The 25,539-nt window shown below is 74.3% G+C and carries 21 protein-coding genes; 10 read left to right on the forward strand and 11 right to left on the reverse strand.

Features of this window, described 5'->3' with window-relative positions:
• Positions 1-37 precede the first annotated feature (37 nt).
• Both ACZ6TV_RS42120 and ACZ6TV_RS42125 read left to right on the forward strand, forming a co-directional pair.
• Positions 38-1,195 (forward strand): MFS transporter, encoded by a 1,158-nt coding sequence (locus ACZ6TV_RS42120; RefSeq protein ID WP_465304805.1) that lies wholly within the window; start codon positions 38-40, stop codon positions 1,193-1,195.
• Between the two features lie 456 nt (positions 1,196-1,651).
• Entirely contained in the window at positions 1,652-3,085 is a 1,434-nt protein-coding gene (locus ACZ6TV_RS42125) for an SDR family NAD(P)-dependent oxidoreductase (RefSeq protein ID WP_465304847.1), read from the forward strand.
• A gap of 16 nt (positions 3,086-3,101) precedes the next feature.
• On the opposite strand, the gene ACZ6TV_RS42130 is transcribed toward ACZ6TV_RS42125, so the two are convergent.
• Both ACZ6TV_RS42130 and ACZ6TV_RS42135 read right to left on the reverse strand, forming a co-directional pair.
• Positions 3,102-3,803, reverse strand: coding sequence for a bifunctional nuclease domain-containing protein (locus ACZ6TV_RS42130; RefSeq protein ID WP_465304807.1), 702 nt, complete (start codon positions 3,801-3,803; stop codon positions 3,102-3,104).
• A gap of 67 nt (positions 3,804-3,870) precedes the next feature.
• Positions 3,871-4,659, reverse strand: coding sequence for a sporulation protein (locus ACZ6TV_RS42135; RefSeq protein WP_465304809.1), 789 nt, complete (start codon positions 4,657-4,659; stop codon positions 3,871-3,873).
• 37 nt (positions 4,660-4,696) lie between these two features.
• Between ACZ6TV_RS42135 and ACZ6TV_RS42140 the strand changes: the two genes are divergently transcribed.
• A complete protein-coding gene (locus ACZ6TV_RS42140; RefSeq protein ID WP_465304811.1) occupies positions 4,697-5,092 on the forward strand; it encodes a MerR family transcriptional regulator in 396 nt (131 codons plus the stop codon).
• A gap of 7 nt (positions 5,093-5,099) precedes the next feature.
• Here the strand turns inward: ACZ6TV_RS42140 and ACZ6TV_RS42145 are convergent, their stop codons facing one another.
• Positions 5,100-5,741, reverse strand: coding sequence for an FMN-dependent NADH-azoreductase (locus tag ACZ6TV_RS42145; RefSeq protein ID WP_465304813.1), 642 nt, complete (start codon positions 5,739-5,741; stop codon positions 5,100-5,102).
• A gap of 95 nt (positions 5,742-5,836) precedes the next feature.
• Between ACZ6TV_RS42145 and ACZ6TV_RS42150 the strand changes: the two genes are divergently transcribed.
• Together ACZ6TV_RS42150 and ACZ6TV_RS42155 are read left to right on the forward strand one after the other, a co-directional pair.
• Positions 5,837-6,376: a MarR family winged helix-turn-helix transcriptional regulator gene (locus tag ACZ6TV_RS42150; RefSeq protein WP_465304815.1), complete on the forward strand. Its 540-nt coding sequence runs from the start codon at positions 5,837-5,839 to the stop codon at positions 6,374-6,376.
• A gap of 120 nt (positions 6,377-6,496) precedes the next feature.
• Positions 6,497-7,921 (forward strand): hypothetical protein, encoded by a 1,425-nt coding sequence (locus ACZ6TV_RS42155; RefSeq protein ID WP_465304817.1) that lies wholly within the window; start codon positions 6,497-6,499, stop codon positions 7,919-7,921.
• 273 nt (positions 7,922-8,194) lie between these two features.
• On the opposite strand, the gene ACZ6TV_RS42160 is transcribed toward ACZ6TV_RS42155, so the two are convergent.
• The gene (locus ACZ6TV_RS42160) at positions 8,195-8,758 is read right to left on the reverse strand and encodes a TIGR03086 family metal-binding protein (protein ID WP_465304819.1); all 564 of its coding nucleotides are present in this window, start codon (positions 8,756-8,758) and stop codon (positions 8,195-8,197) included.
• Positions 8,759-8,822: 64 nt separating this feature from the next.
• Here ACZ6TV_RS42160 and ACZ6TV_RS42165 point away from each other — a divergent pair, with 64 nt between their 5' ends.
• Both ACZ6TV_RS42165 and ACZ6TV_RS42170 read left to right on the forward strand, forming a co-directional pair.
• The gene (locus ACZ6TV_RS42165; protein WP_465304821.1) at positions 8,823-9,593 is read left to right on the forward strand and encodes an AraC family transcriptional regulator; all 771 of its coding nucleotides are present in this window, start codon (positions 8,823-8,825) and stop codon (positions 9,591-9,593) included.
• 165 nt (positions 9,594-9,758) lie between these two features.
• A complete protein-coding gene (locus tag ACZ6TV_RS42170) occupies positions 9,759-10,283 on the forward strand; it encodes a DUF6221 family protein (RefSeq protein ID WP_465304823.1) in 525 nt (174 codons plus the stop codon).
• Positions 10,284-10,533: 250 nt separating this feature from the next.
• Here the strand turns inward: ACZ6TV_RS42170 and ACZ6TV_RS42175 are convergent, their stop codons facing one another.
• The 3 genes from ACZ6TV_RS42175 to ACZ6TV_RS42185 all read right to left on the reverse strand — a co-directional run bounded on the left by ACZ6TV_RS42175 (position 10,534) and on the right by ACZ6TV_RS42185 (position 18,449).
• Positions 10,534-14,133, reverse strand: a complete 3,600-nt coding sequence (locus ACZ6TV_RS42175; protein WP_465304825.1) for a fibronectin type III domain-containing protein — start codon at positions 14,131-14,133, stop codon at positions 10,534-10,536.
• A gap of 406 nt (positions 14,134-14,539) precedes the next feature.
• Positions 14,540-16,453 carry a dynamin family protein gene (locus ACZ6TV_RS42180; protein WP_465304827.1) on the reverse strand — a complete coding sequence of 638 codons (1,914 nt, stop codon included), beginning with the start codon at positions 16,451-16,453 and terminating at the stop codon, positions 14,540-14,542.
• Positions 16,434-18,449, reverse strand: coding sequence for a dynamin family protein (locus tag ACZ6TV_RS42185; protein WP_465304829.1), 2,016 nt, complete (start codon positions 18,447-18,449; stop codon positions 16,434-16,436). Before ACZ6TV_RS42185 ends, ACZ6TV_RS42180 begins: the two co-directional genes overlap by 20 nt.
• Before the next feature lie 133 nt (positions 18,450-18,582).
• Between ACZ6TV_RS42185 and ACZ6TV_RS42190 the strand changes: the two genes are divergently transcribed.
• A complete protein-coding gene (locus ACZ6TV_RS42190) occupies positions 18,583-19,839 on the forward strand; it encodes a hypothetical protein (protein WP_465304831.1) in 1,257 nt (418 codons plus the stop codon).
• Positions 19,840-19,924: 85 nt separating this feature from the next.
• Here ACZ6TV_RS42190 and ACZ6TV_RS42195 read toward each other — a convergent pair whose 3' ends face one another.
• Positions 19,925-20,344 (reverse strand): PPOX class F420-dependent oxidoreductase, encoded by a 420-nt coding sequence (locus tag ACZ6TV_RS42195; RefSeq protein WP_465304833.1) that lies wholly within the window; start codon positions 20,342-20,344, stop codon positions 19,925-19,927.
• A 241-nt stretch (positions 20,345-20,585) separates the two neighbouring features.
• On the reverse strand, positions 20,586-21,173 hold the full coding sequence (locus ACZ6TV_RS42200) for a TetR/AcrR family transcriptional regulator (protein ID WP_465304835.1): 588 nt from the start codon (positions 21,171-21,173) through the stop codon (positions 20,586-20,588).
• Positions 21,174-21,216: 43 nt separating this feature from the next.
• On the opposite strand from ACZ6TV_RS42200, the gene ACZ6TV_RS42205 reads away from it, so the two are divergent.
• Positions 21,217-21,672, forward strand: a complete 456-nt coding sequence (locus ACZ6TV_RS42205) for a GNAT family N-acetyltransferase (RefSeq protein WP_465304837.1) — start codon at positions 21,217-21,219, stop codon at positions 21,670-21,672.
• Between the two features lie 143 nt (positions 21,673-21,815).
• Here ACZ6TV_RS42205 and ACZ6TV_RS42210 read toward each other — a convergent pair whose 3' ends face one another.
• Both ACZ6TV_RS42210 and ACZ6TV_RS42215 read right to left on the reverse strand, forming a co-directional pair.
• Positions 21,816-23,078: an SGNH/GDSL hydrolase family protein gene (locus ACZ6TV_RS42210; protein WP_465304839.1), complete on the reverse strand. Its 1,263-nt coding sequence runs from the start codon at positions 23,076-23,078 to the stop codon at positions 21,816-21,818.
• A gap of 72 nt (positions 23,079-23,150) precedes the next feature.
• Positions 23,151-24,548: an amidase gene (locus tag ACZ6TV_RS42215; RefSeq protein WP_465304841.1), complete on the reverse strand. Its 1,398-nt coding sequence runs from the start codon at positions 24,546-24,548 to the stop codon at positions 23,151-23,153.
• A gap of 71 nt (positions 24,549-24,619) precedes the next feature.
• Here ACZ6TV_RS42215 and ACZ6TV_RS42220 point away from each other — a divergent pair.
• The coding region (locus ACZ6TV_RS42220; RefSeq protein ID WP_465304843.1) for a hypothetical protein at positions 24,620-25,539 on the forward strand (920 nt) is incomplete at its 3' end.

The following is a 25,539-nucleotide window of genomic DNA, read 5'->3' on the forward strand; positions in this document are numbered from 1 at the left end:
TGGACCCGGCCCACGCCCGCCGCGCATGATCCCTTCCATGCTCACCGTCGTGCTGCGGACCGCACAGGTCGCCAGGGTCCTCGCCGCCAGCACGATCGGCCGGTTGCCGCTCGGCGCGGCGCCCGTCGCGCTGCTGCTCTTCGCCCGCGAGACCCTGTCGATCGGCGCGGCCGGGGCGCTCGTCGGCGTGTACACCGCCGGGCTCGCGGTCGGCGGCCCGGTCCTCGCCCGGGTCGCGGACCGGCTCCGGCAGCCGCCCGTCATGCTGGCCGGCGCCGCCGTGTCGACCGCCGGGTTCGTGCTCCTCGCCTCCGGCGTGCCGCTGTGGGCGGGTCTGCTGGCCGCGCTCGTCGCCGGGCTCGGCGCCCCGCCCTTCGAGGCCGGGCTGCGGGTGCTGTGGCGGTCGCTGCTCGACGAGGAGCAGGTGCCGACGGCGTACACGCTGGACATCGCGGTGCAGGAGCTCATCTTCATCTTCGGCCCGCTGGTGGCGGGCGTGTCCGTCGCGGCCGGTGGCCCCGTCGCGGGCCTCTACGTGACCGCCGCCCTGCAGCTGCTCGGGACCGTCTGGTTCGTCACCACCCCGGTCGTGCGGGGCTGGCGCGGTGAGCACGCCGAGCGGCACTGGGCCGGTGCGTTGCGCTCCGGGCGGCTGCGGCTGCTGCTGGTCGCGGTCGTCCTCGTCGGTACGGGGGTCGGCAGCCTCCCCGTCGCCGTCATCGACTACGCGGAGTCCGTCGGCAGCCGCGGCTGGTCGAGCTGGATCCTGGCCGCCCAGGCGACCGGCGCTCTCATCGGCGGTCTCGTCAACACCAGGGTCAAGGTCGACGGGCGCCGGCTGCCGGTGCTCGCCCTGTGCCTGGGCCTCGGCTACGCCCCGCTGCTGCTGACCCCGTCGTCGCCGGTCCTGCTGCTGCTCCTCGCCGTCGTCTCGGGCCTGTTCCTGCCGCCGTTCCTGGCCGCCACGTTCGTCACCGTCGACCGGATCGCCCCGCCCGGCACCGCGGCGGAGGCGTTCGCCTGGGTGGCGACCGCGTTCTCGGTCGGCGCGGCCACCGGCGCGGCGGTCGACGGCGCGATCCTCGACGCCACGGCGGGCCCGCGGATCGGTTTCCTGCTGGCGCCGCTGGTCATCGCGCTCGCCGCCCCGCTGCTGCTGCCGCTGGCCCGGCACGTGCGGTCGACGCTGAGCTGAGCTATGACACGTTCGGGCGGAGAGCACCTGATTTGTCCGAAATAGCCGGAACATCGGGTTTACTGGTTAGTGTCGAAAGCAGCGCGGCGGCCACCGGCAAGAACAACGGGGGACGGGGGACGTCGCGGTAGCGGCGGGTCCGGGGCGGCAATGGCGCCACCCGGGCCCGTTCGACATTTCGCGTACAGTTCCGGGGTGACTCCGCACGACCCCACCCTCGTCTCTGACCCCGCGGCCACCGCCGGCGCGCCCACCCCGAGGGGTGACCAGCCCTCCGCCGCCGACGACCTGAGCGGCGCCTTCGACGGCGCCCGGGCGTCCGACGCCGGCACCCCCGCCCAGGCGGCCGCCCCCGCCGCGGGCGGCGCCGCCCCGGCCACGAGCAGCGCCACGGACGCCACAGGGGCCACGGACGGGGCGGTCGACGGGCCGCACGCCGGGGTCGACAGCGAGGGCGTGCCGTTCGGGCCGGGCGTCGACCCCGAGCGGCTCGCGATCTGCCTGGCGGTCTTCGACGAGCTGTCGGACCTCCCGCCCGAGCACCCCGACGTGCAGCGGGTCCGCAGGGCGACGTCACATCTGTACAAGAGCGTCAAACGGCAGCGGCGCAGCGACCGGCGGGCGGCGATCACCGAGGCCGACCGGATCGTCACGGCGGCGACCGCGACCGGCGCGCCGGGGCGCATCGACGACGAGACGCAGGGCATCGCCCTCGTCTCGCCCACGATCGGGGCCAGCGCCGGGCGGCTGCTGCGGGCCAGGTCCTGCTACACGTGCAAGGAGCGCTACGTCGACGTCGACGCGTTCTACCACCAGCTGTGCCCGGCGTGCGCGACGCTCAACCGGCAGCGGCGGGACGCCCGGACGGACCTGACCGGGCGGCGGGCGCTGCTGACCGGCGGCCGGGCGAAGATCGGCATGTACATCGCGCTGCGGCTGCTGCGCGACGGGGCGCACACGACGATCACGACGAGGTTCCCGAACGACGCGGTGCGCCGGTTCGCGGCGATGCCGGACAGCGCGGACTGGCTGCACCGGCTGCGGATCATCGGCATCGACCTGCGCGACCCGGCGCAGGTCGTCGCGCTCGCCGACGACGTCGCCGCGCACGGCACCCTCGACATCCTCATCAACAACGCGGCGCAGACGGTGAAGCGGGCCGCGGGCTCGTACTCGCACCTGGTCGCCGCCGAGTCGGTCCCGGTGGAGCTTCCCGGGCCGATGCCCGAGATGATGACGTTCCACAAGGCGGACCCGCACGCGGAGCTGACCCTGGAGGCCGGCCCGGCGGCGATCATCCCACCGCACGCGCTCGCCGCCCTCGCGCTGACCACCGGCTCCGCGACGCCGGAGCGGATCGCGGCGCTGACCGCGATCGACGCCGGCGGGCTGGTGCCGGACCTCGCGTCGATCAACAGCTGGACCCAGCGGGTGCACGAGGTCGACCCGCTGGAGCTGCTGGAGGTCCAGCTGTGCAACGTGACCGCGCCGTTCATCCTGGTCAGCCGGCTCCGGCCGGCGCTCGCGGCGGCACCCGCGCGGCGCAAGTACGTGGTGAACGTGTCGGCGATGGAGGGCCAGTTCAGCCGCCGGTACAAGGGACCCGGCCACCCGCACACGAACATGGCGAAGGCCGCGCTGAACATGCTGACCCGCACCAGCGCGGAGGAGATGCTCACCGAGGGCATCCTGATGACCGCCGTGGACACCGGCTGGATCACCGACGAGCGCCCGCACCCGACGAAGATGCGGCTGCACGAGGAGGGCTTCCACGCCCCGCTCGACCTGACCGACGGCGCGGCACGGGTGTACGACCCGATCGTGCGCGGCGAGCAGGGCGAGGACCTCTACGGCTGCTTCCTGAAGGACTACAACCCGTCGGCGTGGTGAGCGCCGTGGACCGGCTTCAGCGCAGCTGGTAGGACAGCGTGAACTTGCCGACCTGCACCTCGTCGCCGTCCTTCAGCGTGGCGCTCTTGACCCGCTCACCGTTGACATAGGTGCCGTTGAGGCTGCCCATGTCCAGGGTGGAGTAGCCGAAGCCGCTCGGGTTGCGGTGGAACTCGACGTGCTTGCGCGACACCGTGTTGTCGTCGAGGACGATCTGGTTGGCGGAGTCGCGGCCGCAGCTGCAGATCTCGCCGTCGAGCGCGAACTCCGCGCCCGCCTCGGCGCCCCTGCGGATGAGCAGCGTCGCCCGGCCGGACGGCAGCTTCTCCATGTGCGCGGTCAGGTCGAGGGGCTGGGTGGCGCCCTCGGGCGCGGCGACGGACGCCTGCTGCAGCAGCTCCTCGCTGGTCACGATCGGCACCCGCCAGTGGCGGGCGAGCGCGATCGCCTCCAGGGGCGCGGCCGGGACGCGGATGCCGTCGCCGAGCACGAGCTGGAACGGGCCCTGCGCGGCGACGACCTCGATCGCGCGCAGCGGGGCGCGCAGCGCGGTCAGCGCCCGCTGGAACAGCTCGGCGCTGACCGGCTCGACCATGTCACGCGGGCCACCCTCGACCGCGAACTGCAGGTGGCGGCCGGTCTGCTCGTCCTTCAGCAGCACCATCGGACGGCTCTGCCAGGTCTGAGCCCGCACACCAACGACGACGAGCTCTCGCATGCCCGGCCTCCCGTGTCCGACGGTCAACTGTGATGTGCCGCTAACGGTACCGGTCGGGTGCTTGCTTTCAGAAATGCCAGCCCCGGCGTTCCGTCGCCTGGCGCACCCAGCCCTCGACCTCGGCGGGCCAGTGGACCCCCGCGGCCTGGGCGTGACCGACCTGGAAGCGGCTGATCTGGTCGTGGCCCTCGGTGATGAAGCCGCCACGCTTGTCGAACTCGAGGATCACCGTCGTGCCGTGCGGGTCGGTGACGAAGGTGATCTCGACCTCGTTGATGCGGCTCGAGTACTGGTGCGCGGCGTAGAACTCGATCTCCTGGTAGAACGGCAGCGTCTGGTGCACCCCGTGGATGCGGCCACGCTCCAGGTCGGCGCCCTTGAAGCGGAAGCCGAGCTGGTTGAACGCGTCGAGGATCGCGCCCTGCACCGGCAGCGGGTGCACGTTGATCGGGTCCAGGTCGCCCTTGTCGAGCGCCCGGGCGACCTCGAGCTCGGTGCGCACGCCCATGGTCATGCCGTGCAGGCGCTGCCCGTACATGTGCGTGATCGGGGTCTCCCACGGCACCGGCAGCTGGAAGGGCACCGCGTGCTGCTGGCCGGGTCCGAGACGGAACCCACCGGTCAGCTGCTGGCGCTGGAACTCGACCGTCGCGTCATATTCGCTGTCGGCGCCCTCGACCTCGACGCGCGTCTGCAGCGCGACGTTGATCCGCTCGACCTCGACCTCGTGGTCGCCGCCGGCGAACCGGACCTGGCCCTGCACATATCCGCCCGGCTGCACGTCCGGACTGTCCAGGACGGTGTCCACGGTCGGACCACCCACACCGAACGCACGCTTCAGGCTCTTGAAGACCATTCGCGGAGACTAACACGCGACACTGTAGGGTTGGCTGATGTCCAGACTGCTGCGGATCGGGGAGCTGGCGCACCTCGCGGGCGTGTCCACCCGCACCGTGGATTTCTACACGGGACTCGGCCTGATCGAGCCGGCCGAGCGCACCGCGGGCAACTTCCGGCTCTACAGCTCCGACTGCGCGGACCGCATCGCCGCGATCAAGGCCCTGGAGGCCAACGGGGTCAGCCTGGCCGACATGGCCGGCGCCCTGGGCCAGGGCGCCGGCGACCTGCCCGGGCAGCTGTCGCAGCTGCAGATCGACCTCGACACGCTGCGGGAGGCGGCCGCGCACTCCGGCCCGGCCGCACACCAGCTGCTGCTCGCCCTGACCGCCCGGCTGCAGTCGCTGATCACCACCGCCATCGAGGTCACGGGCAGCCTGCCCCCCATGTGACGCGGGGTCAGACCCGGATCAGCTCCGCCACCCGTACACCGTGGGCCGCCGCCTGCTCGTGGCCCTGCCGCAGCGACTGGGCGGCCAGGCCGCGCAGCGGCTCCATCGCGGGCGTGACGTCGGCGAGGGTCAGCTCCGCCTCGGCGACGTGCAGGTCCAGGCCCCACACCTCGCCGAACACGCGGCGCAGGTAGGGCGTGACGTGGTCCCAGCCCTCCTTCGGGGTGCCCGGCCCGTAGCCACCGCCGCGGCTCAGCGCGAGGACGGCGGGCTTGCCGGCCAGGGGCTGGTCGCCGTGCAGGCCCAGCCTGGGGTGCAGCACGATCAGGTCGATCCAGTTCTTGACCTGCGCGGGCAGGTTCCAGTTGTACAGCGGCACCGCGAAGAGGAACGCGTCGGCGGCGAGCAGCTCGGCGCCGAGCCGGTCCACGAGCTCGCGGGCCTCGTCGGCGGGCGGCGCGCCCGGGTCGACGGCGGCCCGGGCCAGGCTGCTCCACGCGTCGGCCGGCAGCGGCTGGACGCCCAGGTCGCGGCGGGTCACGACGGCGTCGTGGTGCTCGGCGAGCCAGGCCTGCTCGGCGGTGTCCGCGAGCGCGCGGCTGACCGATCCGGTGGTGCGGATGCTGGCGTCGAGACGGAACAGGTGCATGGAACTGACCCCCACTGAAGTTCGGCTGTCTTGAAGATAGTCTGCACAGCAGAACATCTTCCCGCAAGAGCGAGTGAGCTGCTTATCATTGCTGCATGACGCAGGCGCCGGAGGTTCGCGACGAGCTCCAGTCGGACCTCGGCTGGGCGCTCGGCGTCATGCTGCGGGCCTATGCGAAGGGCGCCGCGCACGTCATCGCCGGCGTCCCCGGCGGACCCCGCGGCTATCAGGTGCTCGCCGCCGCCGCGTCCGGCGCCGAGGGCACCCAGCTCGCCCTGGCCAACAAGCTCGGCGTCGACCGCACCGTCATGACCTACCTGCTCGACGACCTGGAGGAGGCCGGCCTCATCGAGCGCCGCCCCGACCCCGCCGACCGCCGCGCCCGGCGGATCGTCGCCACCGACGCGGGCCGCGCCACCATGTGTGAGCTGCAGGGCAAGCTCGCGCACGTCGAGACCCGGATGCTCAGCGCCCTGGACGAGCCCGAGCGCGAGTTGTTCCGCGCACTGCTGCGCAAGGCCGCCACCCGGGTCGACGAGCACGACCCCCTCGCCGACGCGTGCAGCGTCGTCGACCAGTTCGCCCCCGACACCCCGCCCACCGCCCGCGCCCGCCGCCGCAAGCCGCAGAGTTAGGTGAGGATTAGGTTTCGGGCGGTTCTGGCAACGTTCCGGTCTCATCAGCGCGTTTGAGCTCGTGAGGTCGGCATACTTGGTGCGGACCACCGGTCGAGCAGTGAGGAACGTCGGGTCGCGATGATGGTGCAACGCCGGTATCGGCTCGAGCGGCTGATCGGCGCGGGCTCCACCAGCGAGGTCTGGCAGGGCCACGACGAGCTCCTGCGCCGTCCGGTCGCGGTCCGCCTGCTCCGCGCCGACCGCGCCTTCCTGGCCGAGGTGTTCCTCGCCGAGGGCCGCGCCGCCGCCCGGCTCACCCACGCAGGAGTCGCCGCCGTCTACGACGTCGGGACCGTCGAGCTGCCCGAGCGCGGCGACGTGCCCTACGTCGTCATGGAGTACATCGACGGCCCGACCATCGCCGACCGGCTCCTCGACGGCCCGCTCACCGCCGACGAGGCCGCCCAGGCCGGCGCGGAGGTCGGCGCCGCCCTCGCCCACGCGCACGGCCAATGGGTCACGCACGGCGCGCTCACCGCCGCGAAGGTCGCGCTCACCGACGTCGGCGCCAAGGTGTTCGGCTTCACCGACCGCCGCGGCGACGACCCGCACGACGTCAGCCTCGACGTGTACGCGCTGGGCGAGCTCCTCGGGTCCGCCCTGACGGTGGCGGACCTGCCCGACGACCTGGCCGCCGCCATCGGCCGGTGCCTGGACCCCGACCCGGTGCTGCGGCCCAGCAGCGACGAGGCGGCCCTGGCGTTCGCGAGGATCGCCGGCACCAGGGTGGACCTGCCCGCCTGGTACACGATGTCGGCCGGCGACACCGCGGCCGGACCGGCCCCGCTGACGCCCGCGCGGCGGGCCTCGGCGCTGCGGTTCTCCGTGCTGCCGTTGTCGGTCCGCCGCCCGTCGGCGCTGCCCCGGGCGTTCCCCGCGGTCCGCCTGCGCCGCGACCCCGCCACCCCGCGCCCGCCGGCCGCGCCCCGGCCCGCCGGCGCGCACACCCGGACCGTCCTGGCCCGGCTGCCGTTCGGGGCGCAGTCCCGCTCGTCCGCGCACCTCAACGACGTGACCCTGGTCGATCTGCGGTCCTCCCGCACCGCCCGCGGGCCGGCCCCCGCGGCGGCTCCCGGGCACGGGCGGCGCTGGGCGATCCGGGCCGCGGTCGGGACGGTCGTCGCCGGGATCGTGTCGTTCGCCGCGGTCGCCGTGCTCGGCCAGCCGCAGGCGGAGGGGCGGCCCCCGTCGAGCGGGACGCTGCAGACCGCCACCGCCGGCGCGAGCCCCGCCCCCGCCGTCACGACCCAGGTCCCGGCGCCGCCCCCGCCTGCGACGTCGGCGGCCCCGCACACCCAGCCGGCGACCAGGCCCCCGTCGACCCGGCCGGGCACCACCCGCCCGTCGACGTCCGCGCCGGCCGGCGCGTCCCCGTCCGCGTCGGCCTCCGCTTCGCCGTCGGCGTCCGAGTCACCGTCCGAATCGCCGTCGCCGTCGGTCTCCCCGTCGGAGTCGGCGACCGTCTCCCCTGCCGCGTCCCCGGAGCCCTCCCCCGCCGAGTGACCGCTCCGGACTCCAGGGACAGGTCCCGGAGCCCTTCAAGCGGCCGCTACGGGCCCGGGACCGGTGCCGGCCGTGTCCCGGAGCCGTCGGATGACCACCGCGGAGCCCCTGGACAGGCCGCGCCCCGAAGCCCCGCCGAGTGACCGCCGACCCGGCCGCCTCCCGGAGCCCACCGAGCGACCACTACGGCACCCCGGCCGCCGCACGGCCGTCACGAGGTCCAGGACGGGTCCCGGCCCCGTCCCCGAGCCGCCGAGAGCCGCCGAGCGACCGCTACGGGGTCCAGGACGGGTCCCGGCCGCTCAGGGCCAGGGCGCGGGCCAGGGGCGGCGCGGACGCCGGGACCCGGACCTCCGCGGCGTACACGCCCATCTCCCGGCCCATGGCGGCGGAGCGGGCGACCTCGTCGTACACCCGCAGCAGCACGGCATCGTCGAAGTGCGGCTCGACGCCGGTGGCGCGGGCGAGGTCCCAGCCGTGCAGCACCAGCTCGCCGAGCACCATGCCGCCGACGAGGCCGGCGGGCAGCTCCGTGGGCCCGCCCATCCGCGTGACGCCCTCCCACGCCCCGGGCGCGGACCACGCGGCGGCGGTCGCCTCGATCCGGGCCCGCAGCAGGGCCCGCCAGTCGCCGCCGGTCAGGTCGGTCTCCGGCCCCGGATCCACCGCCTCCTTCCGGGCCGCCCCCGCCAGCGCGGGCGCCCAGTGCAGCAGGTGGTTGACGAGCGCCCGCACGTCCCACCCCGCGCACGGCGTCGGCGCGCCGAGGTCGTCGACACCGTCCACGATCTTCAAGGTCACCGGCGTGGCGACGCCGATCAGCAGCTGTCCGTCCATCACCGCAACGGTAGGGTCCGCGCCGCGCCCGGTCTTGGACAAACGCGACGCTAGCCTGGTCCTCGTGCGGGATCCGAGGGAGCTGGCCGGCGCGTGGTCGGCGTTCCAGCGGCACGGGTCCGCCCCGCCGTCGCCGGCCCTGGCCGGCGTCGTCGCCCACTTCTGGTGGGCCACCTGGGACCTGACCGGGCAGCCGGACTACCGGCAGCTGCTGCCACCGTCGCCGAGCGTGCAGCTGACGTTCCCCGCGGGCGGCGAGCCGCTGCTGCGCGGCGTCCACCGCCGGCACTTCGCCCGGACCCTGTCTGGCGCCGGCGGGGTGCTCGGGGTCGCGTTCGTGCCCGGCGCGTTCCGCCGGTTCCTCGGCGCGCCGGTGAGCTCCCTGACCGACCGGACCGTGCCCGCCGCGTCGGTCCTCGGCCCGCTCCCGCCGGCACCCCCGGGAGACCCCGCCACCGTCGACGCGTTCCTCGCCGCCCGGCTCCCGCCACCCGACCCCACCGCCGACCCCACCGCCGACACCGTCGCCGCGTGGGTGCGCCGGGCCGCCACCACCACCGACCTGCGCCGCGTCGACGACTACGCGGCGGCGTGCGGCGTCGGCGTCCGGCACCTGCAGCGCCTGTTCGCCGAGCACGTCGGCGTCAGCCCGAAGTGGCTGCTGCGCCGCTTCCGGCTGCGGGAGGTCACCGACGCCCTCGCCGCCGCGCCGGGCGCGCCGGTCGACTGGGCCGGCCTCGCCGCCGACCTCGGCTACGTCGACCAGGCCCACCTGAGCCGCGACTTCGCCGCCATGTTCGGCGAGCCCCCCACCACGTACGCCGCCCGGTACTGATCTCCGTGCGGGGCCGCGTCGCCCGCACGCGTCACCCGCTCAGCCCGGCAGAAACGCCTGGCGAAAGACCGAGGTCAGCGAGACAGTCCCAGGCCACCTGGACGAACTCGACGAGATGGGAGCAAACCCGGACCGCCGTCGCCGTCGCCTGAGGAGAATCGAGGTATGACGAACGAGCTGGTGGCTTTCATCGAGGCACGGCTGGCTGAGGACGAGTCGATCGCCGGCATGATCTCGGCCGGCGGCTATGCACCGCAGGTGTGGAGCGACAAACCGGACCAGCCCGGCGGCTGGCGAGAGATCCGACCGTTCGACCGCACCATCGTCCAGGACTCTGTGCAGGCGCGCGACGAGGGCGGCGAGCCGGTCGCGGTCGTGCCGGGCGGGCGCAACCAGCACGTCCACATCGCCCGTCACGATCCCGCCCGGGTCCTCCGCGAGGTGGAGGCCAAGCGGCGGCGGCTCGAGCGACACAAGCCGGGCTATCCCAGCGGACAACTCGAGTACGGCAAACACTACGAGGTGTACCGGCGCGAGGACGGCAAAGCGATCGAGGTGCTGGTTCAGGACGACGAGCCGCGCGAGCCGAACTGGTGCCGGACCTGTGATGAGCCCGCGCCGTGCCGGGAGCTTCGCAACGACGCGTCGGTGTGGTCCGATCATCCCGACTACCCTGAATGGATGGTATGAGCCAGGGCGGATCGTCTGGACAACCGTTGACGTCGCCCTTGCACATGCGGTTCGACGGCATCAGCGTGTACAACAGACGCCGTGGATGCCAAGCGGGTGCAAGCTGCCGGATTCGCCGCGGCGATGGGAGCCCTGGCCTGAGCCGCGACTTCGCCGCCACGTTCGGCGAGCCACCCACCACGCACGCCGCCCGGTACTGACCGGCGGGCCTGCCGGCCGGGCCCGTGCGAGGTCCGGCCGGCGCGGCCGGTCAGCGGCGGCGGAAGGGCAGGGTGCGCAGCCGGTCGGTGAGCAGGTCGCTGCCCGCGGCCCGGGTCGCGGCGCCGGCCACGATCAGGGCGAGGGCGGCCAGCAGCAGGAGCGTGACCGACGGGCCGGTGACGGGCAGCCCGCCGGTGCCCGGCGCCGTGCCGCCAGGTGTGGCGGCGCCGACCGTGACCTCCAGTTTCAGCACCCGCAGGGCGCCGGTCGGGTCGGTGCCCAGCGAGACGAACGTGTGCTCGCCGGCCAGGCCGGCCGGGACCGTCACCTGCTTGCTGAAGGAGCCCGTCTCGTCGGTGAGGGCGGTGCCCAGCGGGGTCGGGGTGGAGTAGACCACCAGCTGGACCCACGTCCGCGGGGCGAAGCCGGTGCCGACCAGGACGGTCGGCCGGCCCGCGCTCGGCAGCGAGGTGCCGGCGCTCGACTTGAGGTCGCCCTCGGTGGCCGACGGCGGCACGGTCGCCGGGACCGTCACCGGCGCCGCCGGTGTCACCGCGACCGGCGTGCTGGTCGTCACGGCGCCCACGGTCACCACCGCGGTCACCGTCACCTGGTAGGTGACCTTGTTGGTCGCGCCGGTCAGGGTGTGGCTCGTGGTGGAGCCGCCGGTGACCGTCGCGGTGAGCGGTGCGCCCGACGCGGGGGTCGCCGTCACGGTGTACCCGGTGACGGCGCCGGCCGGGTCGGGCACCGTCCACGTCACGTCGATCGTGGTGTCGCCGGGCACGACGGTCACGTCCGGTGCGGTGACCGCCGGCATCGAGACCGTCGCCGTGCCGGCCGGTGAGGTGCCCTTCGCGTTGGCCGCGGTCACCGACACTGAGTAGCCGGCGCCGGGGGTGCCCGCGAACCTGCAGGTCGTGGCGAGCGCCGACGCTGTGACGCAGTCGGGTGCGGCCGGGCCCGCGCCGGCGGTGCGGGTCACCGTCACCGTGTACGACGAGATCGCCGCTCCGCCGGTCTCCCCGGCGGTCCAGCTCACCCTGACCAGGTCGCCGGCGACCGAGGCGGTCACCGTCGGTGCGGCCGGCGCCGCGGCCTCGAGGGTCACCGAGGCGGTGCCGGCGGCCGAGGTGCCGGCGTTGTTCACCGCCGCGACGGCGACGTCGTAGGTCGCGCCGGGCACGCCCGTGGTGGTGCAGGTCGTGCCGGTCGGGCTCGCCGGTGCGCAGGTCAGCGCGGTGGCCGGGGTGCCCTGCCGGGTGACGGTCACCCGGTACGCGGTGATCGCCGCGCCGCCGGTGGCGTTCGGGCTCCAGTTGACCGTGACGGTGGTGCCGGACGCCGCGGCGGTGACCGTCGGCGCGGCCGGGGCGACCGCGGAGGCGGTGATGGTGGCGGTGCCCGGGGTGGAGGTGCCGGCGCTGTTCACCGCGGCGACCGCGACGTCGTACGTCTCGCCGGCCACGCCGGTCGCGGTGCAGCTGACCGGTGGTGTCGGCGAACCGGCCGGCGGGGTGCAGGGCAGCGTCGGCGACATCGGCGCGCTCTGCGGGACCAGCGTCACCACGTAGCTGGTGATCGCCGCGCCGCCGTTGAAGTTCGGCGTCCACGCCACCGTGATGGTGCTGCCGGCGACCGTGGGCGTCACGGCCGGCGCCGAGGGTGCCACCGCCGCCACCGTCGCCGTGGTGGTGCCGCCCAGGGACGTCCCGGCGCTGTTCGTCGCGGTGACAGCGACGTCGTAGACCGAGCCGGGCGCGCCCGTCGTGCTGCAGGTCGTGCTGGTCGGAGTGGCCGGGGTGCAGGTCAGCACCGTCGCGGGCATGCCCTGCCGGGTGACGGTCACCTGGTACGCGGTGATCGCCGCCCCGCCGGTGGCGTTCGGCGTCCAGTTGACCGTGATCCCGGTGCCGGACACGACGGTGGTGGCCGACGGCGCGGCCGGGGCGACCGCTGCGACCGCGACCGTGGTGGTCCCGGCGGTGGAGGTGCCGGCGACGTTGACCGCGGCGACCGCGACGTCGTACGTCTCGCCGGGCACGCCGGTCGCGGTGCAGGTCGTGCTGGTCGGCGTGGCCGGGGTGCAGGGCAGCGTCGGCGACATCGGCGCGCTCTGCGGGACCAGCGTCACCACGTAGCTGGTGATCGCCGCGCCGCCGTCGCCGCCGGGCGTCCAGCCGACGGTGATCGTGGTGCCGGCGGCCGACGCCGTCACGCCCGGCGCCGCGGGCGCGTTGGCGAGGACCGCGGTGGTGGTGCCGGCCACCGACGGGCCGATGGCGTTGTAGCTGCGGACCTCGATCGAATACGCGGCGCCGACGACGCCGGTGACGGTGCACGACGATCCGCTGACCCAGCCGGCCGGGTCGCTGATCGAGGGCGCCGGCAGCGCGTCGCACGCGACGGGGACCGGGACCCCGCCGTCGGTCCGGTCGACCAGGACGGTGTGCCCGGTGATCCCGGTGGCGCCGGGCGCCTCGGTCCAGGTCACGGTGACGGTCGTGCCGCTGACCGCGGCCTGCGCGGTCGGCGCGGCGGGGACCGGCGGGACGGTGACCGACGCCGTCTGGAAGCTCGACCAGCCGACGCTGTTGTGGGCCCGCACCTTGATCTGGTACTGCGTGCCGCCCTGCCCGGTGAAGCCGCAGGAGTTGGCGGTGGCCGTGGTGCAGGGCACGGTGACGACCGGGTTGCTGCCGGACACCGTGGCCACGACCTCGTAGGCGTCGATGCCGCTCTCACCGCTGGCGGGCAGGTAGTTGACCGTGATCGCCGTGCCGGTCCGGGAGGTCGACACCTGCGGCAGGCCGGGCGCGGTCAGCAGCTGCGCCAGCCAGATCGCGCTGGCCCGGTACGAGCCGCCGACGTACGCGTACACGAGCACCCGGTTGACCCCGGGGAAGATCAGGTTGGAGAACGTGCACGGGCTGACCGTGCAGGACAGGATGCCGTTGCCGTTGACGCTCACCAGGTACTCCGTGGCGCCCGGCACCGAGGTCCAGGCGACCGTGAACGTCGTCGTGGTCTCGATGATCGAGGTGATGGTCGGCGACATCGCCGCGCCGGTCCCGCCCGGGCTCGGCGTCGCCTCGACGGTCACCGCGTCGCGGGGCGCCGGGCGGCCCTTGCCGTGCCAGGGCGCGGGCGGCGGTGGCGGGGCCTGCAGGCCGGGCGCTGCCGGGCGCGCGTGGGTCGAGAGCGTCCGCGCGAACCCGTGGACGGTCCTGCCCGCGGCGGCGCTGCCCGACGGGGACTTGTCGGCCGTGCTCGCGCTTGCGGTGCCCTTGCTCGCCCCGCTCTTGTCAGCGCCCGTGCTCGCGCTTGCGGCGCTCTTGCCGGCGCTCGCGCCCGCCGCGCTCTTGCCGGCGCCCTTGCCCACGGCGCCCTTGCCCGCCACGCCCCTGTCTGCGCCCTTGCCCGACACGCCCTTGTCGGCGCCCTTGCCCGCGCCCTTGTCGGCGGTGGGCGTGCCGCTGCCGGCGCTGCCGGGGCTCGGCTTTCCGCCGGGCCTGCCGTTGCCGGACCCGGCGGACTCGCCGGTCCGTGGCGAAGGATCGGCGCTCGCCGTGCTCAGCGGGCCGCGGCCGGTGCCGCCCTGGTCCGCCGCGGCGGGCGCGGCGAGCCCGATCAGTGCGAGCAGCGACACGGCGACGCATGCCGCCGCCAAACGATGCGATCGGAAGTTGGTCGGCGCCATCATGCCCCTGGTCCTGACGTGCTTCGGTTGATCACTCCAGCGGGACGTTATGACACCGGTCCAGCAAAATGCGTATTTCCGAAAAATCAGACTATTTTTCTTCGCTGGCCGGACGGCGATCAGACCGGCGGGCGGTGCGGCCGTCGACGCTCCAGCGGGGCCACGCACGAGATGCGCGGCTGGTCCTGCCACTCGATGTCGTCGTAGCAGGGGCCCACCACGTGTGCGGTGGTCAGCGAGCCGCCGCGCGGGCGGTGAGCAGCGGGACGAGCGGCAAGAGGCAGACCCCGATCAGGACCCACCGCGCGGCACGGATCATGCTGGACGTGGCGCTCGGCACGCTGTCGAAGCACCGCTACGCGGTCAGCGCGGTCCGGAACCGCTCGGCGGCGCGAGCGCAGGAGTGCAGCTCCTCGGCGCGGTGGCGGGTCAGGTCCATGCGGGTGGTGAGGTTGTGCAGCTGGGCCCGGTGCTCGGCGTCGCGCTCGCGGACGGCGGCGAGGTCCTCGGCCAGGAGCCGGTTGATGTGCCTGACCCAGTGTTCCAGGTGCAGGCCGACCTGGTTCAGCTGATGTTCGGCATGGTGGGTGAGCGCGGCGCGGGCGGCGGCGAGGTCGCGGGCCGCGAGGTCGGCGATGCTGCCCAGGGCGAGGCTCCAGCCCTGCTTGATCCGGTGTGACAGTCCCCTGATCCGGCGCTTCGCGAGAGCGGTGGTCCGCGCGTCCGGGTGCAGCCAGCGGTCGTCGAACAGGACCGGTGGGAGCAGCCCGGGGACGGTCAGCCGCCGGGCGAGCTCCTCGTGGTGGGTCTCGGCGACGCCGCGGACGCTGTCCACGATCCGGGCCAGCGCGTCGGGATAGTCCTCGGTGAGGTACCGGCTGAAGTCCTTGTCCTTGCGCAGCTGGTCGATGCGGCTGAGCAGGATGGTGCGTTCGCCGGCGACGGCGCCGCGGATGCCGGTGGTCGCCCTGGCCACCGCCGTCTGCGCCGCGGCGTGGCCGGCCCGGTTGGAGCGGCCGCGCTGCCGTACCTCATCCGCGTCCCGGTGCAGGTCGGCGTGCTCGGCCAGGAGCGCCTGGTGGTGCTGGGCGCAGAACCGGGCGAGTTCCTCGACGACGTCGGCTGCCGCTCTGGTACGAGCGAGCCACGTGTCCCCGCCGACGCCGGCCGCGGCGAGCTGCTCGACGTGCTTCCACATGTCCTCGACGTAGTGGCGCAGCTCCGGCGGTGCCTGCCGGGACAACGCGAGCGGCAGGATGACGGGGTTCGTGCCGAGCAGCGCGGCGGCGCGGCGGCGGGACGTGGCGACGAAATCGTCGATGAGGGCGGCGCGTTCGTCCGGGCCGGCGTCGGCGAGGTCCACGTCGAGGTCGTCGAGGTGGCTGCGCAGCGCGCGGTCGGCGTGGGTGAGTCCGACCACGAGCCGGGCGTCGCCGCGGTGGGCGAGCAGCGGGCCGGCCAGGAACGGCCGGACGGCGGCGAGCGCGTCGTGGCTCGGCGGGCTGTCGGGGCGGCGGGCGTCCAGCAGCACGATCAGGACGTCCGGGCGGCGCTGGAGCAGCTCGCCGGACAGCTGGTCGTGCAGCGGCGACGGCGAGCTGAACCCGGCCGTGTCGATGACGGTGATGCCGTGCAGGCGGGGGTGCGGCAGCCGGCACACGGCGTGGGAGACCCGCAGCGCGTGCACCGGCTCGGTGACGGCGGCGGCGAAGCCGCGGACGTCGTCCTCGCCGGTCAGGTCGAAGCGCAGCGGCGGGGCATCGGCGAACGTGACGTCGATCCGCCCTGGCGGCCGGGCCCGGTCGAGGTCCGCGGCGGTGATCGGCACCGTGGTCCGCCCGGCGGTGTGGGTCAGGCCGAGCAGCCCGAACGCGTCCGGGTCGGCGCACCAGGCGGTCAGGGCCGTCGTCACGTCGTCGCCGGGGCGGACGGCGCCGGCGTCGAGGCTCAGCCGGGTGCGCAGGTGCACCCGCGCCTCCGCGGCGGTGCCCTGCCGCAGGACGGTCAGCGCGGCGGTCGTCGCGGTGCGCCCGGTCGGCAGCGGCACCGGGCCGAAGAGGTGCTGCAGCAGCGTGCTCTTGCCGGTCGAGGACGCCCCGACCACGGCGACCCGCAGCGTGGTGTCGGCCCAGTCGTCGTACATGCGACGCAGCTGCAGCTCGGGTGGGCATGGAGTGCCCGCGAGCGCCGCCGCCGTCTCCGCGAGTGTGGCGGCGCCGGCGATCAGGCCGAGACACCCGGCGGCGGGATCAGCGGGCGGCCGCGGCATTCGTGAGGGTCTCCTTGATGCTCTGCATGGCGATCGCCGCGTTCTGCGCGGCGGCGGCCCGCTCCGCCCACCGGTGCTCGTCGGAGTCGGCCGGGACGAGCGACGCCCTCGCCACCGCTCGCAGGTTGTCGACCGCACCGTCGGCGATCGGCACCAGGGTGTCGCGGATGCGGCCGGCGTACAGCCAGCGGCTGCGCTCGTACGTCGCGGAGATGCCCTGGATGAGCCGGGCCTTGCCCTCGTTGAAGTCGCGGAACAGCTTGCGCACGTCCAGCGGCACCATGACGACGGTGAAGACGCCGACGGCCTTCGCGACGGTCGACGTGGTGGCGGTGCGGGCGGCGCCGACCGCCACGGCCGTTCCGGCCTGCTCGATCGCGCTGCGGCCGATGGCCGTGCTGGCGCCGCCGACGAGGCTCTTGGCCGCTGCTTCCGCGACGGTACCGACGACGTGGCTGACGATGCCCTCGACGAGCGGCTGTGCCATGCCGCCGACGGGTCGCACGTCGACGGTGACCGCGGTCCGCCCGTCCGCACCGAGGCCGCCGGCAGCGATCTGCAGCTCACCGGCGAGAGCGTTGAGCCGCCGCTGGACCGTGCTGCGGGTGGTGACCAGGAGCCGCTCCTGAAACGCCGTGGCGGTGAGCTTGCGTTCCATCTCCGCCTCGATCGCCCGGCTCAGCCGCTGCGACACGGTGTCCGTCTGCGCGCCCCGCGCGGTGACCCGGGACAGCGCCGCGGCGGCGCTGCCGACGAGCGACCCGCCGAGGGTGAACTCGGCGGCGATGACGTCCGAGGCCGCCTCGGTGTGCAGGTGGACGAGCTCGGCGGCGAACCGGTCGGCGATGGTGCTGAGATCGGTGTCCAGCAGCTCATGGACCGGGTTGATCACTTCCCGCTCGACCCGCTGGAACGCGGCCAGCTGGTCGGCGCGGATGTGGGCGCGGCTCGTGAAGACCTGCTCGGCGGCGCGGGCGGCGTCGGCGAACGCCCCGGCGGTGCCGGCGCACTGCCGTATGAGCAGCGTCCGCCGCTCGTCGACGTCGCCGGCGAGCCGGGTCAGCAGCTCGCGGACCGCTGTGTAGCCGCACCGCTCGAGGGCGCCGGCGAACTGCGGGTCGTGCGCCCGGCTCGGGTCCGCGTGCAGCTGCCGCAGCAGGGTGCGGGCCCGGTACGCGTCGTACAGGACGACGTCGTGCAGATAGTCGCCGAGATGCGAGCGCAGCTGCGCGACGACGCCGGCGAGCTGCGGGTCGGTGCGCGGGTCGAAGTCCGGCTCGTCCTCGTGGTCCTCCATGGCCCGGGTGACGACACCGAGGACGGCGTTGCGCCGGCGGCTCAACGCGTCGGCGAACACACCCAGCTCGCCGCGGTTGGCGGCGGAGTCCGGGAAGAACGTCCAGATGACCAGGTCCGAGGCGTCGTCGTGCAGCCAGTCGAGGGCGACCCGCTCGAACGCCGCGAGCCGGTCGCCGAGGCCGGGCGTGTTGACCAGGCGCAGGTTCTGCAGGATCGGCTCGTCGAGGTACAGCCGGACCTCACGGCTGCGCAGCTGCTCCCGCTCCCCGGCCGACTGCCGGGCCAGGAACCGCACCCCGTCCTCCAGCGACGCGAACGGCTCGACCTGCCCGTCGGCGGTGACCCGCTCGGCGCGCTCCGGCGTGCCGGGCTCGGTCGCCTGCAGCACGGACACGACGCCGTCGGTCGGGTCCTGCGAGCTCGGCAGCAGCCGCCGCCCGAGCAACGAGTTGACGAACGTGGACTTCCCCGCGGACACCTGTCCCATCACGATGACGGTGACCGGTGCCGCGGCCCGCGCCCGCAGCCGACCGGCCCAGGTCGGGTCCTTCAGCACCGGATGCCGGTCAGGATCGAGCCCGGCATCGAGCGCCAGCTCCCGCACGTCCTGACCCAGCGTCTCCAGCCTGGCGAGCGAGGGATCGTCGCGCAGCCACGCCCCCATCGTCGCCGGACCGGGCCCCTCGATAGCCGGCATGGTCGCCACCTCCCTGCCGACCTTGGTTCCACACGACGCGGACCGGGAAACCTCGACGCCGGCACGGCCGGTCGGCCCACACACATGGCCATGCACATGCGGTTCGACGGCATCAGCGTGTACAACAGACGCCGTGGATGCCAAGCGGATGCAGGCGGTCGGATTCGCCGCGGCGATGGGAGCCCTGGCCGGCGCGACGCTCAGCGCGCATCGAGGACCGCGTCGTGCGGTCAAGGGGGCACTGCTCGGCGCCGCCGCGATGGCAGCCGTCGACGCGGCGGCCAGGGCCCGCCGGCGACCGAACGAGATCCCCGCCCTCTGGTCCAGAATCGCGGCGAGCGGAGCGCTGGCGGCGCCGATCGGATGGGTGGCCGGCAAGGCCGGTGCGAACCCGTTGGCCGTTGGTGTGGCCAGCGGCGCGGCCGCCGGGGCGATGGGCGTCCGCCCGCAGAAGGTCGCGCTCGGCCCGGTCGTCGGCCTCGCCGTCGGCACCGCGCTGCGTGACCGGCCGCCGGCCCAGGTCGCGGCCGCGACCGTCGTCGCGTTCCGCGCCTTGTCACAGGTGCTGTTCCGGGAGCCCCAGGTGGCGCTCGTGGCGGACAAGGTGCCCGCGGAGCGGCTGCCGTTCGTGGTGCCGCTCGAGGCGCGTACCCGATACGTCGGCACCGGATACGTCCGCGCACTCGCCGAAACGACAGGCGGCACATACCAGGAGGCCACCCCCGATGTCGGCATCGTCGCCGACCTCGACGCCCTCGCCGGACCGGCGTTCGATCCGGCCGCCGTCGCCCCGCTCGTGCGGGAGTTCTACGAGCACACCACCCGCTTCACCCTCGACATCGTGCCGCGGTGGCGCGCCTGGGTCCGGCCCGGCTACCTGCTCTACCGCACCCTGGTCGCCCGGCCCCTCGGACAAGCGAACGTACCCATGAACCAGCGGGAGGCCCAACAGGGCGTACACAGCCGCATCGACACGATCACGGCACCCGACAGTCCGGCGGTGTCGACCCGCGGCTGGATACGCAGCAACGTCCTCACCGGGGAGCCGATCTACGTGGGCATCTACACCACGTACCGGCACGACGACCGCGGCTACGTCAGCGTCGGGTTCCCACTCCCCCAGGCGAACTTCACCGCCACGCTCGCACCCCGGCAGCGCATCGACGGCGGGCTCCGGCTCACCAGCCGGGGCAGCGACGGGCACACCGGGCACTACCTCAGCTACATCGACGCGGACACCCGCGACCTGACCACCCTCGCCGTCCACGGATTCACCGAAACCCTCGACGTCTACGTCAAGAACGGCGAACTCTACGCCGACCACGCCTTCACACTGTTCGGCCTGCCGTTCCTCACCCTCGAATACCGCATCACCCGCAAGCCGGCGTAACCACCGCGGCACGCTCTGGCAACCGTCGATTCCTGCGGCGCCTGCCGCGGCGTGAGCAGGACCGACCTCACCGACGACCCGGGCTCTAGATCGCTGCGATGTCGCGGATCCCGACGACCCGGTTCATGCGTAGCCGGCACAACAAGCTGCCGGACTGGCTGTTGAGCTGACCGTACGTGCCCGCCTCCCCGGCCGGGACGTAGCGCTCGGCGATCCGGGTGGCCCACGCGATCAGGTCCGACGGATCCTCGGCGACGGAGACACCGCCACGCACCGCGACGAAGTCGTACGGGAACCGCTCGACGTCGACGGTGAGCGCGGCTCTCGGATTGGCGCGCAGGTGTCGCCCCTTCACAGAGTCACGGCCGGTGCTGAAGACAATGTCAGGGCCGTCGACGATGAACCAGATCGGCGCCACGTGCGGGTCGCCCGTCGGCCCGGCCGTGGCGAGTTTGCCGGTGTGGGTTTCCTCCGCCAGGAAGGCGATCGCTTCGTTCTCGGTCATTGCTGGCACACCTGAAGTGTGTCGCGACCTGCGGCGTCCGCAGGATGAGTGTCGGCATGATGTGGCGGACGCCGGCCTGCTGTGTCATCCCCAACGGAGGACCGTCGTCGTCGGCCTGTGACGACGATTGACGGTCTTTGAAGGCCGCTTCGTATGTCTCGAGCCCCTCGCCCTGTTCGCAGCGGGCGGCCGGGACGACGAGGTCTGTTCGGGCTGCCGTTCCTGCGCCTCGACCACACGATCAGCCGGAAGCCGGCGGCCTGATCCCCCGCTCCGACAGGCCGAAGGCGGCCAGCGCGAGGTCGAGCATCGCCTCCTGTACCGGCGGCGCATACGACTCCGGGTCGGCGGCGGCGAACGCGGCGGCGCCCTCGACCATGGCGATCAGGGCGACGGTGACGGTCGCCGGGTCCCCCACCGGCCCGGCGGCCTCGACGAGCCGGCCGACCCTGGTCCGCCAGGCGCGGTTGTTGGCCCGGTGCACGGCGGTGAGCTCCTCGTCGGCGACGGCCGCGGCGAGGAACCCGAGCCACACGGTGCTCTCCGCGACCGTCTGCGGGTCCAGCGCGAGCCCCTGGTGCAACACCGCGCGCAGCGCCGCCCGGGGGTGCTCCGCGGCCGCTTCGAGGGCCTCGACGCGGGCCCTGGTCGTCTCGTGCAGCAGCTGGCGGGCGTGGCGCAGCAGTGCCCGCCGGCTGGGGAAGCGGTGCATGACGAGGCCGGTCGTGCAGCCCGCGGCGGCGGCGACGGCCCTGATCGTCAGCCGTTCCAGGCCCTGCTGGGCGAGGACGTCCCAGACCGCGGCGGAGAGCCGCTCCTCGTGTGGCATGCGTCGCACTCCCCGTCTCGTAACAACTGTTACGGTACCACCCGTGACGGACTGGATCATCGAGGAGCGCGCCTGGGACGACCCGGACGGTGCCGCCCTGCGCGCCGCGCAGCGGGCCGAGCTGGACGGGCGGTACGGCAACGACGACCACGAACCGGGTGCCGCGCCCACCGCGGCGGACATCGACCTGTTCCTGGTGGCCTCGGCGGGACACGCGGTCGGCTGTGGTGCGCTGCGCCGCCTCGACGCCGCCTCGGCGGAGGTCAAGCGCATGTACGTGGTGCCGCCGTCGCGCGGGACCGGGGTGGCGGCCGCGATCCTGCGCGCCCTGGAGGACGCCGCCGTGCGGCGGGGGTGGACGACGCTGCGCCTGGAGACCGGCACCGAGCAGCCGGACGCGCAGCGCTTCTACGAACGCGAGGGCTACCACCGCATCCCGCTCTTCGGCGTCTACGCGGGCTCCACGCTCTCGGTCTGCTACGAGCGCACCCTGCACTGAAGGGCTCTCCGGGCGCACCCTGCGCTGAAGGGCTCTCCGGGCGCACCCTGCGCTGAAGGGCTCTCCGGGCGCACCCCGCAACTGAAGGGCTGCTACGGGCGCACCCTGCGCTGATTCGACTCAGCGCAGGGTGCGGCGGCGGTTCAGGCGGTGACGATCGAGCCGTCGGGCTTGCGTGTGCAGGTGACGGCGCGGGCGGACCCGGACACGGCACCGGTGAGGCACTTGCCGAGCACGGCGTGGCCGGCGGCGCTGGGGTGCCACGACTCCTGGCAGGTCTGGAAGTACGTCGCGCAGGTGTTCGCGATCCGCTGGATGTAGATCTTGTCCTTGCCCGACAGGCTGGTCACGAACACGCCGGACGCGCCGTCCTGCAGGCGGATCGGGGTGGCGAGGGCGTTGCCGGGGCTGTCGGCCTTCTCGCACAGCCGGGCGCCGTCGAACGCGTGCTGGACGTTGAGGTAGACCAGGTCGTCGGCGGGGAACTCGGCGGCCAGGGTGTTGCGGGTCGTGCTCACGATCGAGCCGAGGCCCTGCGAGAAGCCGTGGCCGGGGGCGAGGCTCGCCCGGTGGATCGGGCAGCCGGCCGCGTACCGCTCGGCGCCGAGGTCACGGAACTTGTCCCGGTCGTCCTGGCGGCCGTCCTCCTCCCAGTAGCTCTGTTCGAGGTCGAACGGCAGCGGGTTGGTGTAGTCCTGGAAGATCACCCGGTGCTGCCCGTCGGCGTCGATCTGGTCGAGGGTGGTGATGATCTGCCGGGCGGCGGCGATGGTCTCCGCCGTCGCGGCCTGGACCTGCGCCGCGGTGGCGAGGTCGGCGGCGGTGCACGGCTCCTGCTCGACCGGGCCGTTGATGTAGGCCCAGAACTCCCACCAGCCGGTCCACGCGTCGGCGATGAAGCGGTTGGCGCACTTCTCGGCCACGTCGCCGAACGTGAACGAGCTGTTGTTGGAGCCCAGCCCGATCAGCACCACGTCGATGTCGTGGGTCTGCGCGACGGCGCGGAGTTGGTCGAGCTGCGAGGCGACCGAGCGGCCCTTGTCGCGGGCACCGGACGGGCTGGCGATGTCCGCCGGGCGGCCGCCGGAGCACGCGAGGTTGAAGCGGGCCTGGATGCCCGGCAGGGTCGCCTGGTTGAGCGACGCGTTGGCCGAGCGGTGGCAGAAGAAGGCGTTGCTGTTGGGCGCCGACCAGCCGGGGAACGGCTGCGCGACCCCGTTGACGTCGACGACCGGCTGGTAGCTGCCGGCGCCTTCCCCACTGATGAAGCTGTCGCCGAGGGCGACGGCGGCGGTCGGGAGGGCGGCCGCTGCGGGCACCCCTGGCACGACCGCCGCGCTGGTGGCGGCCAGCACGCCGGCCACCGCGGTCCCGATCACCCGGGCAGTGCGACGGAGAACGGACACGAGGTCTCCTTCGAATATGAAAAATCCTCTGGGTCGGGATCAGATCATGACGTCCGTCCATGCGTCAATGTTTCAGGGTGATTTCCCGATAAAACCCATCGGATGAGTCATGAACTCGGGTTCCAGGGCGGCGGCGAGGGCGATCAGGAGATCCTCGCGGCCGTAGCCGGCGACGAGCTGCACGCCGATCGGCAGGCCGGTGCCCGTGCGGCCGAGCGGCAGGCTGATCGCGGGCTGGCCGCTGAGGTTGAACACCGCGGTGAACGGGCCGTGGTCGAAGATCTTCCGCAGCCAGCCGTCCAGGGTGTACCCGTCGTTGTCGTAGTCCAGGACGCCGTGCGGGGCGGGCGGCTGCGCGATCGTGGGCGTGACGAGGACGTCGGTCGTCGCCATGAACCGGCCGACGGCGCGGGCCACCCGGTTCTGCGCGGCGAACGCCCGCACCAGGTCCAGCGCGGAGGCCCGGCCGACCTCGGCGAGGACCCGCCGGGTCATGCCCTCCAGCTTGGCCGGGTCCGGCCGCCGCGGCGCCAGCAGCAGCGGGGCCGCGTTGAAGACGGCTTCCTCCCGTACCCCGGCGACCACGTCCTCCCAGTCGAGGGCGGGAGTGCCGGGCCCGACCACGTGCCCGAGCCGCTCCAGGAGCCGCGCCGCCCGTTCCGTCGCCGCCGCGACCTCCCCGTCGACGGGCGCGCCGGCCCAGGCGGCGGTGGTGACCGCGATCCGCAGCGGCCCGACCGGTTCGCCGAGGTCGCCGGTGTACCGGCGGCGCGGCGGCGGAGCCGTGCACCTGTCGCCGGTCGCGGGCCCGTGGACGGCGTCGAGCAGGTGCGCCGCGTCGCGGACCGTGCGGGTCAGCACGAACTCCTCCGGACCGTCCGCCGCGTCCGGGCCGTAGGGCACCCGCCCGCGGCTCGGCTTCAGCCCGACGAGCCCGCAGCAGGACGCCGGGACGCGGATCGACCCGGCGCCGTCGTTGGCGTGCGCGACCGGCACCGCGCCGGCCGCGACGAGCGCCGCCGCGCCGCCGCTGGACCCGCCGGCGCCCCGCGACGGGTCGTACGGGTTTCGGACCGGGCCGGTGCGCAGCGGCTCGGTGGAGAAGCTCAGCCCGAGCTCGCACATGCTGGTGCTGCCGAACGTGGCCAGGCCGGCCGCGCGGAACCTGGTCATCACGTCGCGGTCGCGGTCGGCGGGGATGCCGGGGATCGCCCGGCTGCCCACGGAGAACGGCACGCCGCGCGCCATGGGCACGTCCTTGATCAGGAACGGCACCCCGGCGAGCGGGCCGCCCGGGTCGTACCGCAGCGGCTCGTCGAACAGGGGGAAGGCGAGCCCGTTGACGAGGTCGTCGGCGCGGCGGATCGCTTCCCGGGCGACCTCGGCGACCTCCGCGGCGGTGACGTCCCCGGCCCGGATCAGCGCGGCGAGACCGACGGCGTCGTGAGCGGTGTACTCGTGCAGGTCCATGCCGTCCAGGTTGGCGGCGCCGGTGGGGTGCGGTCGTCAGCGCCAGTGCGGATCCGTGGTACGCAGATGGCATGGATCCCGACACGGCGGCGCTGCGGGCGGCGATCGGCACCGGCGCGGTCGTGGTCGTCGGCGGGCCGGCATCGGTCGTGCACACGGCGCTGGACGGCGTCGAGGGCGTCGGGTGGACGCACTGCCCGCCCGACGCGGACGCGCCGCCGCTGTGGCCGCTGACCCGGCTGCTGCCCCCGGGCGGGACCGGTGCGTCCGGCGTGTCCGGGTTCGCGGCGGTGGCGGCGGTCGCGGAGTCCCTGACGGGCGCCTGGCGGACCATCGTCGTCGAGGACGTGCAGCACGCGACGGCCGAGACCCGGGCCGTGCTGCGGCACCTGGGACGGACCGCCGCCGCGGCGGGCGCGCTGCTGGTCGTCACGCACACCGGCCGGCTGCCCGGGGACCTGGCCGAGCTGCACGGTGTCCGGGGCGCGCTCTGCCTCGGGCCGGCCGCCCGGATCTCGTCCCTGCTCGCCTCGGCGGCCGCCACGCACCGCGCCGGTCGGCCGCGGGAGGCGGCGGCACTGTGCGTCGAGGCGGCCGACCTCGCCATCGCCGCCGACCGCAACGACCTGCTCGCGTCGGCGGCGCTGCAACTGCACGGCGCCGGTGACCCGGACGTCGTCGCCCGCCTGGTGCTGCTGTGCGACCGCGCGCTGGCCCGGCGGCCCGCCGGCGCCGCACGGGCGCGGCTGCTCGCCCGGCGGGCCGGGCTGCGGGCCGAGGGCGACCTCGGCGAGCCCGACGAAGGCGTGGGGGGGGGGGGGGGGGGGGGGGGGGGGGGGGGGAGAAGGGGGGGGGGGGGGGGGGGGGGGGGGGAGGGGGGGGGGGGGAGGGGGGGGGGGGTGTGGAGGGGGGGGGGGGGGGGGGTGGAAGGGGGGGGGGGGGGAGGGGAAGGGGGGGGGGCGCCTCACCTTGGCACGATGTGCTGGTTTGG

The sequence above is a fragment of the Dactylosporangium sp. NPDC051087 genome, assembly GCF_055586325.1.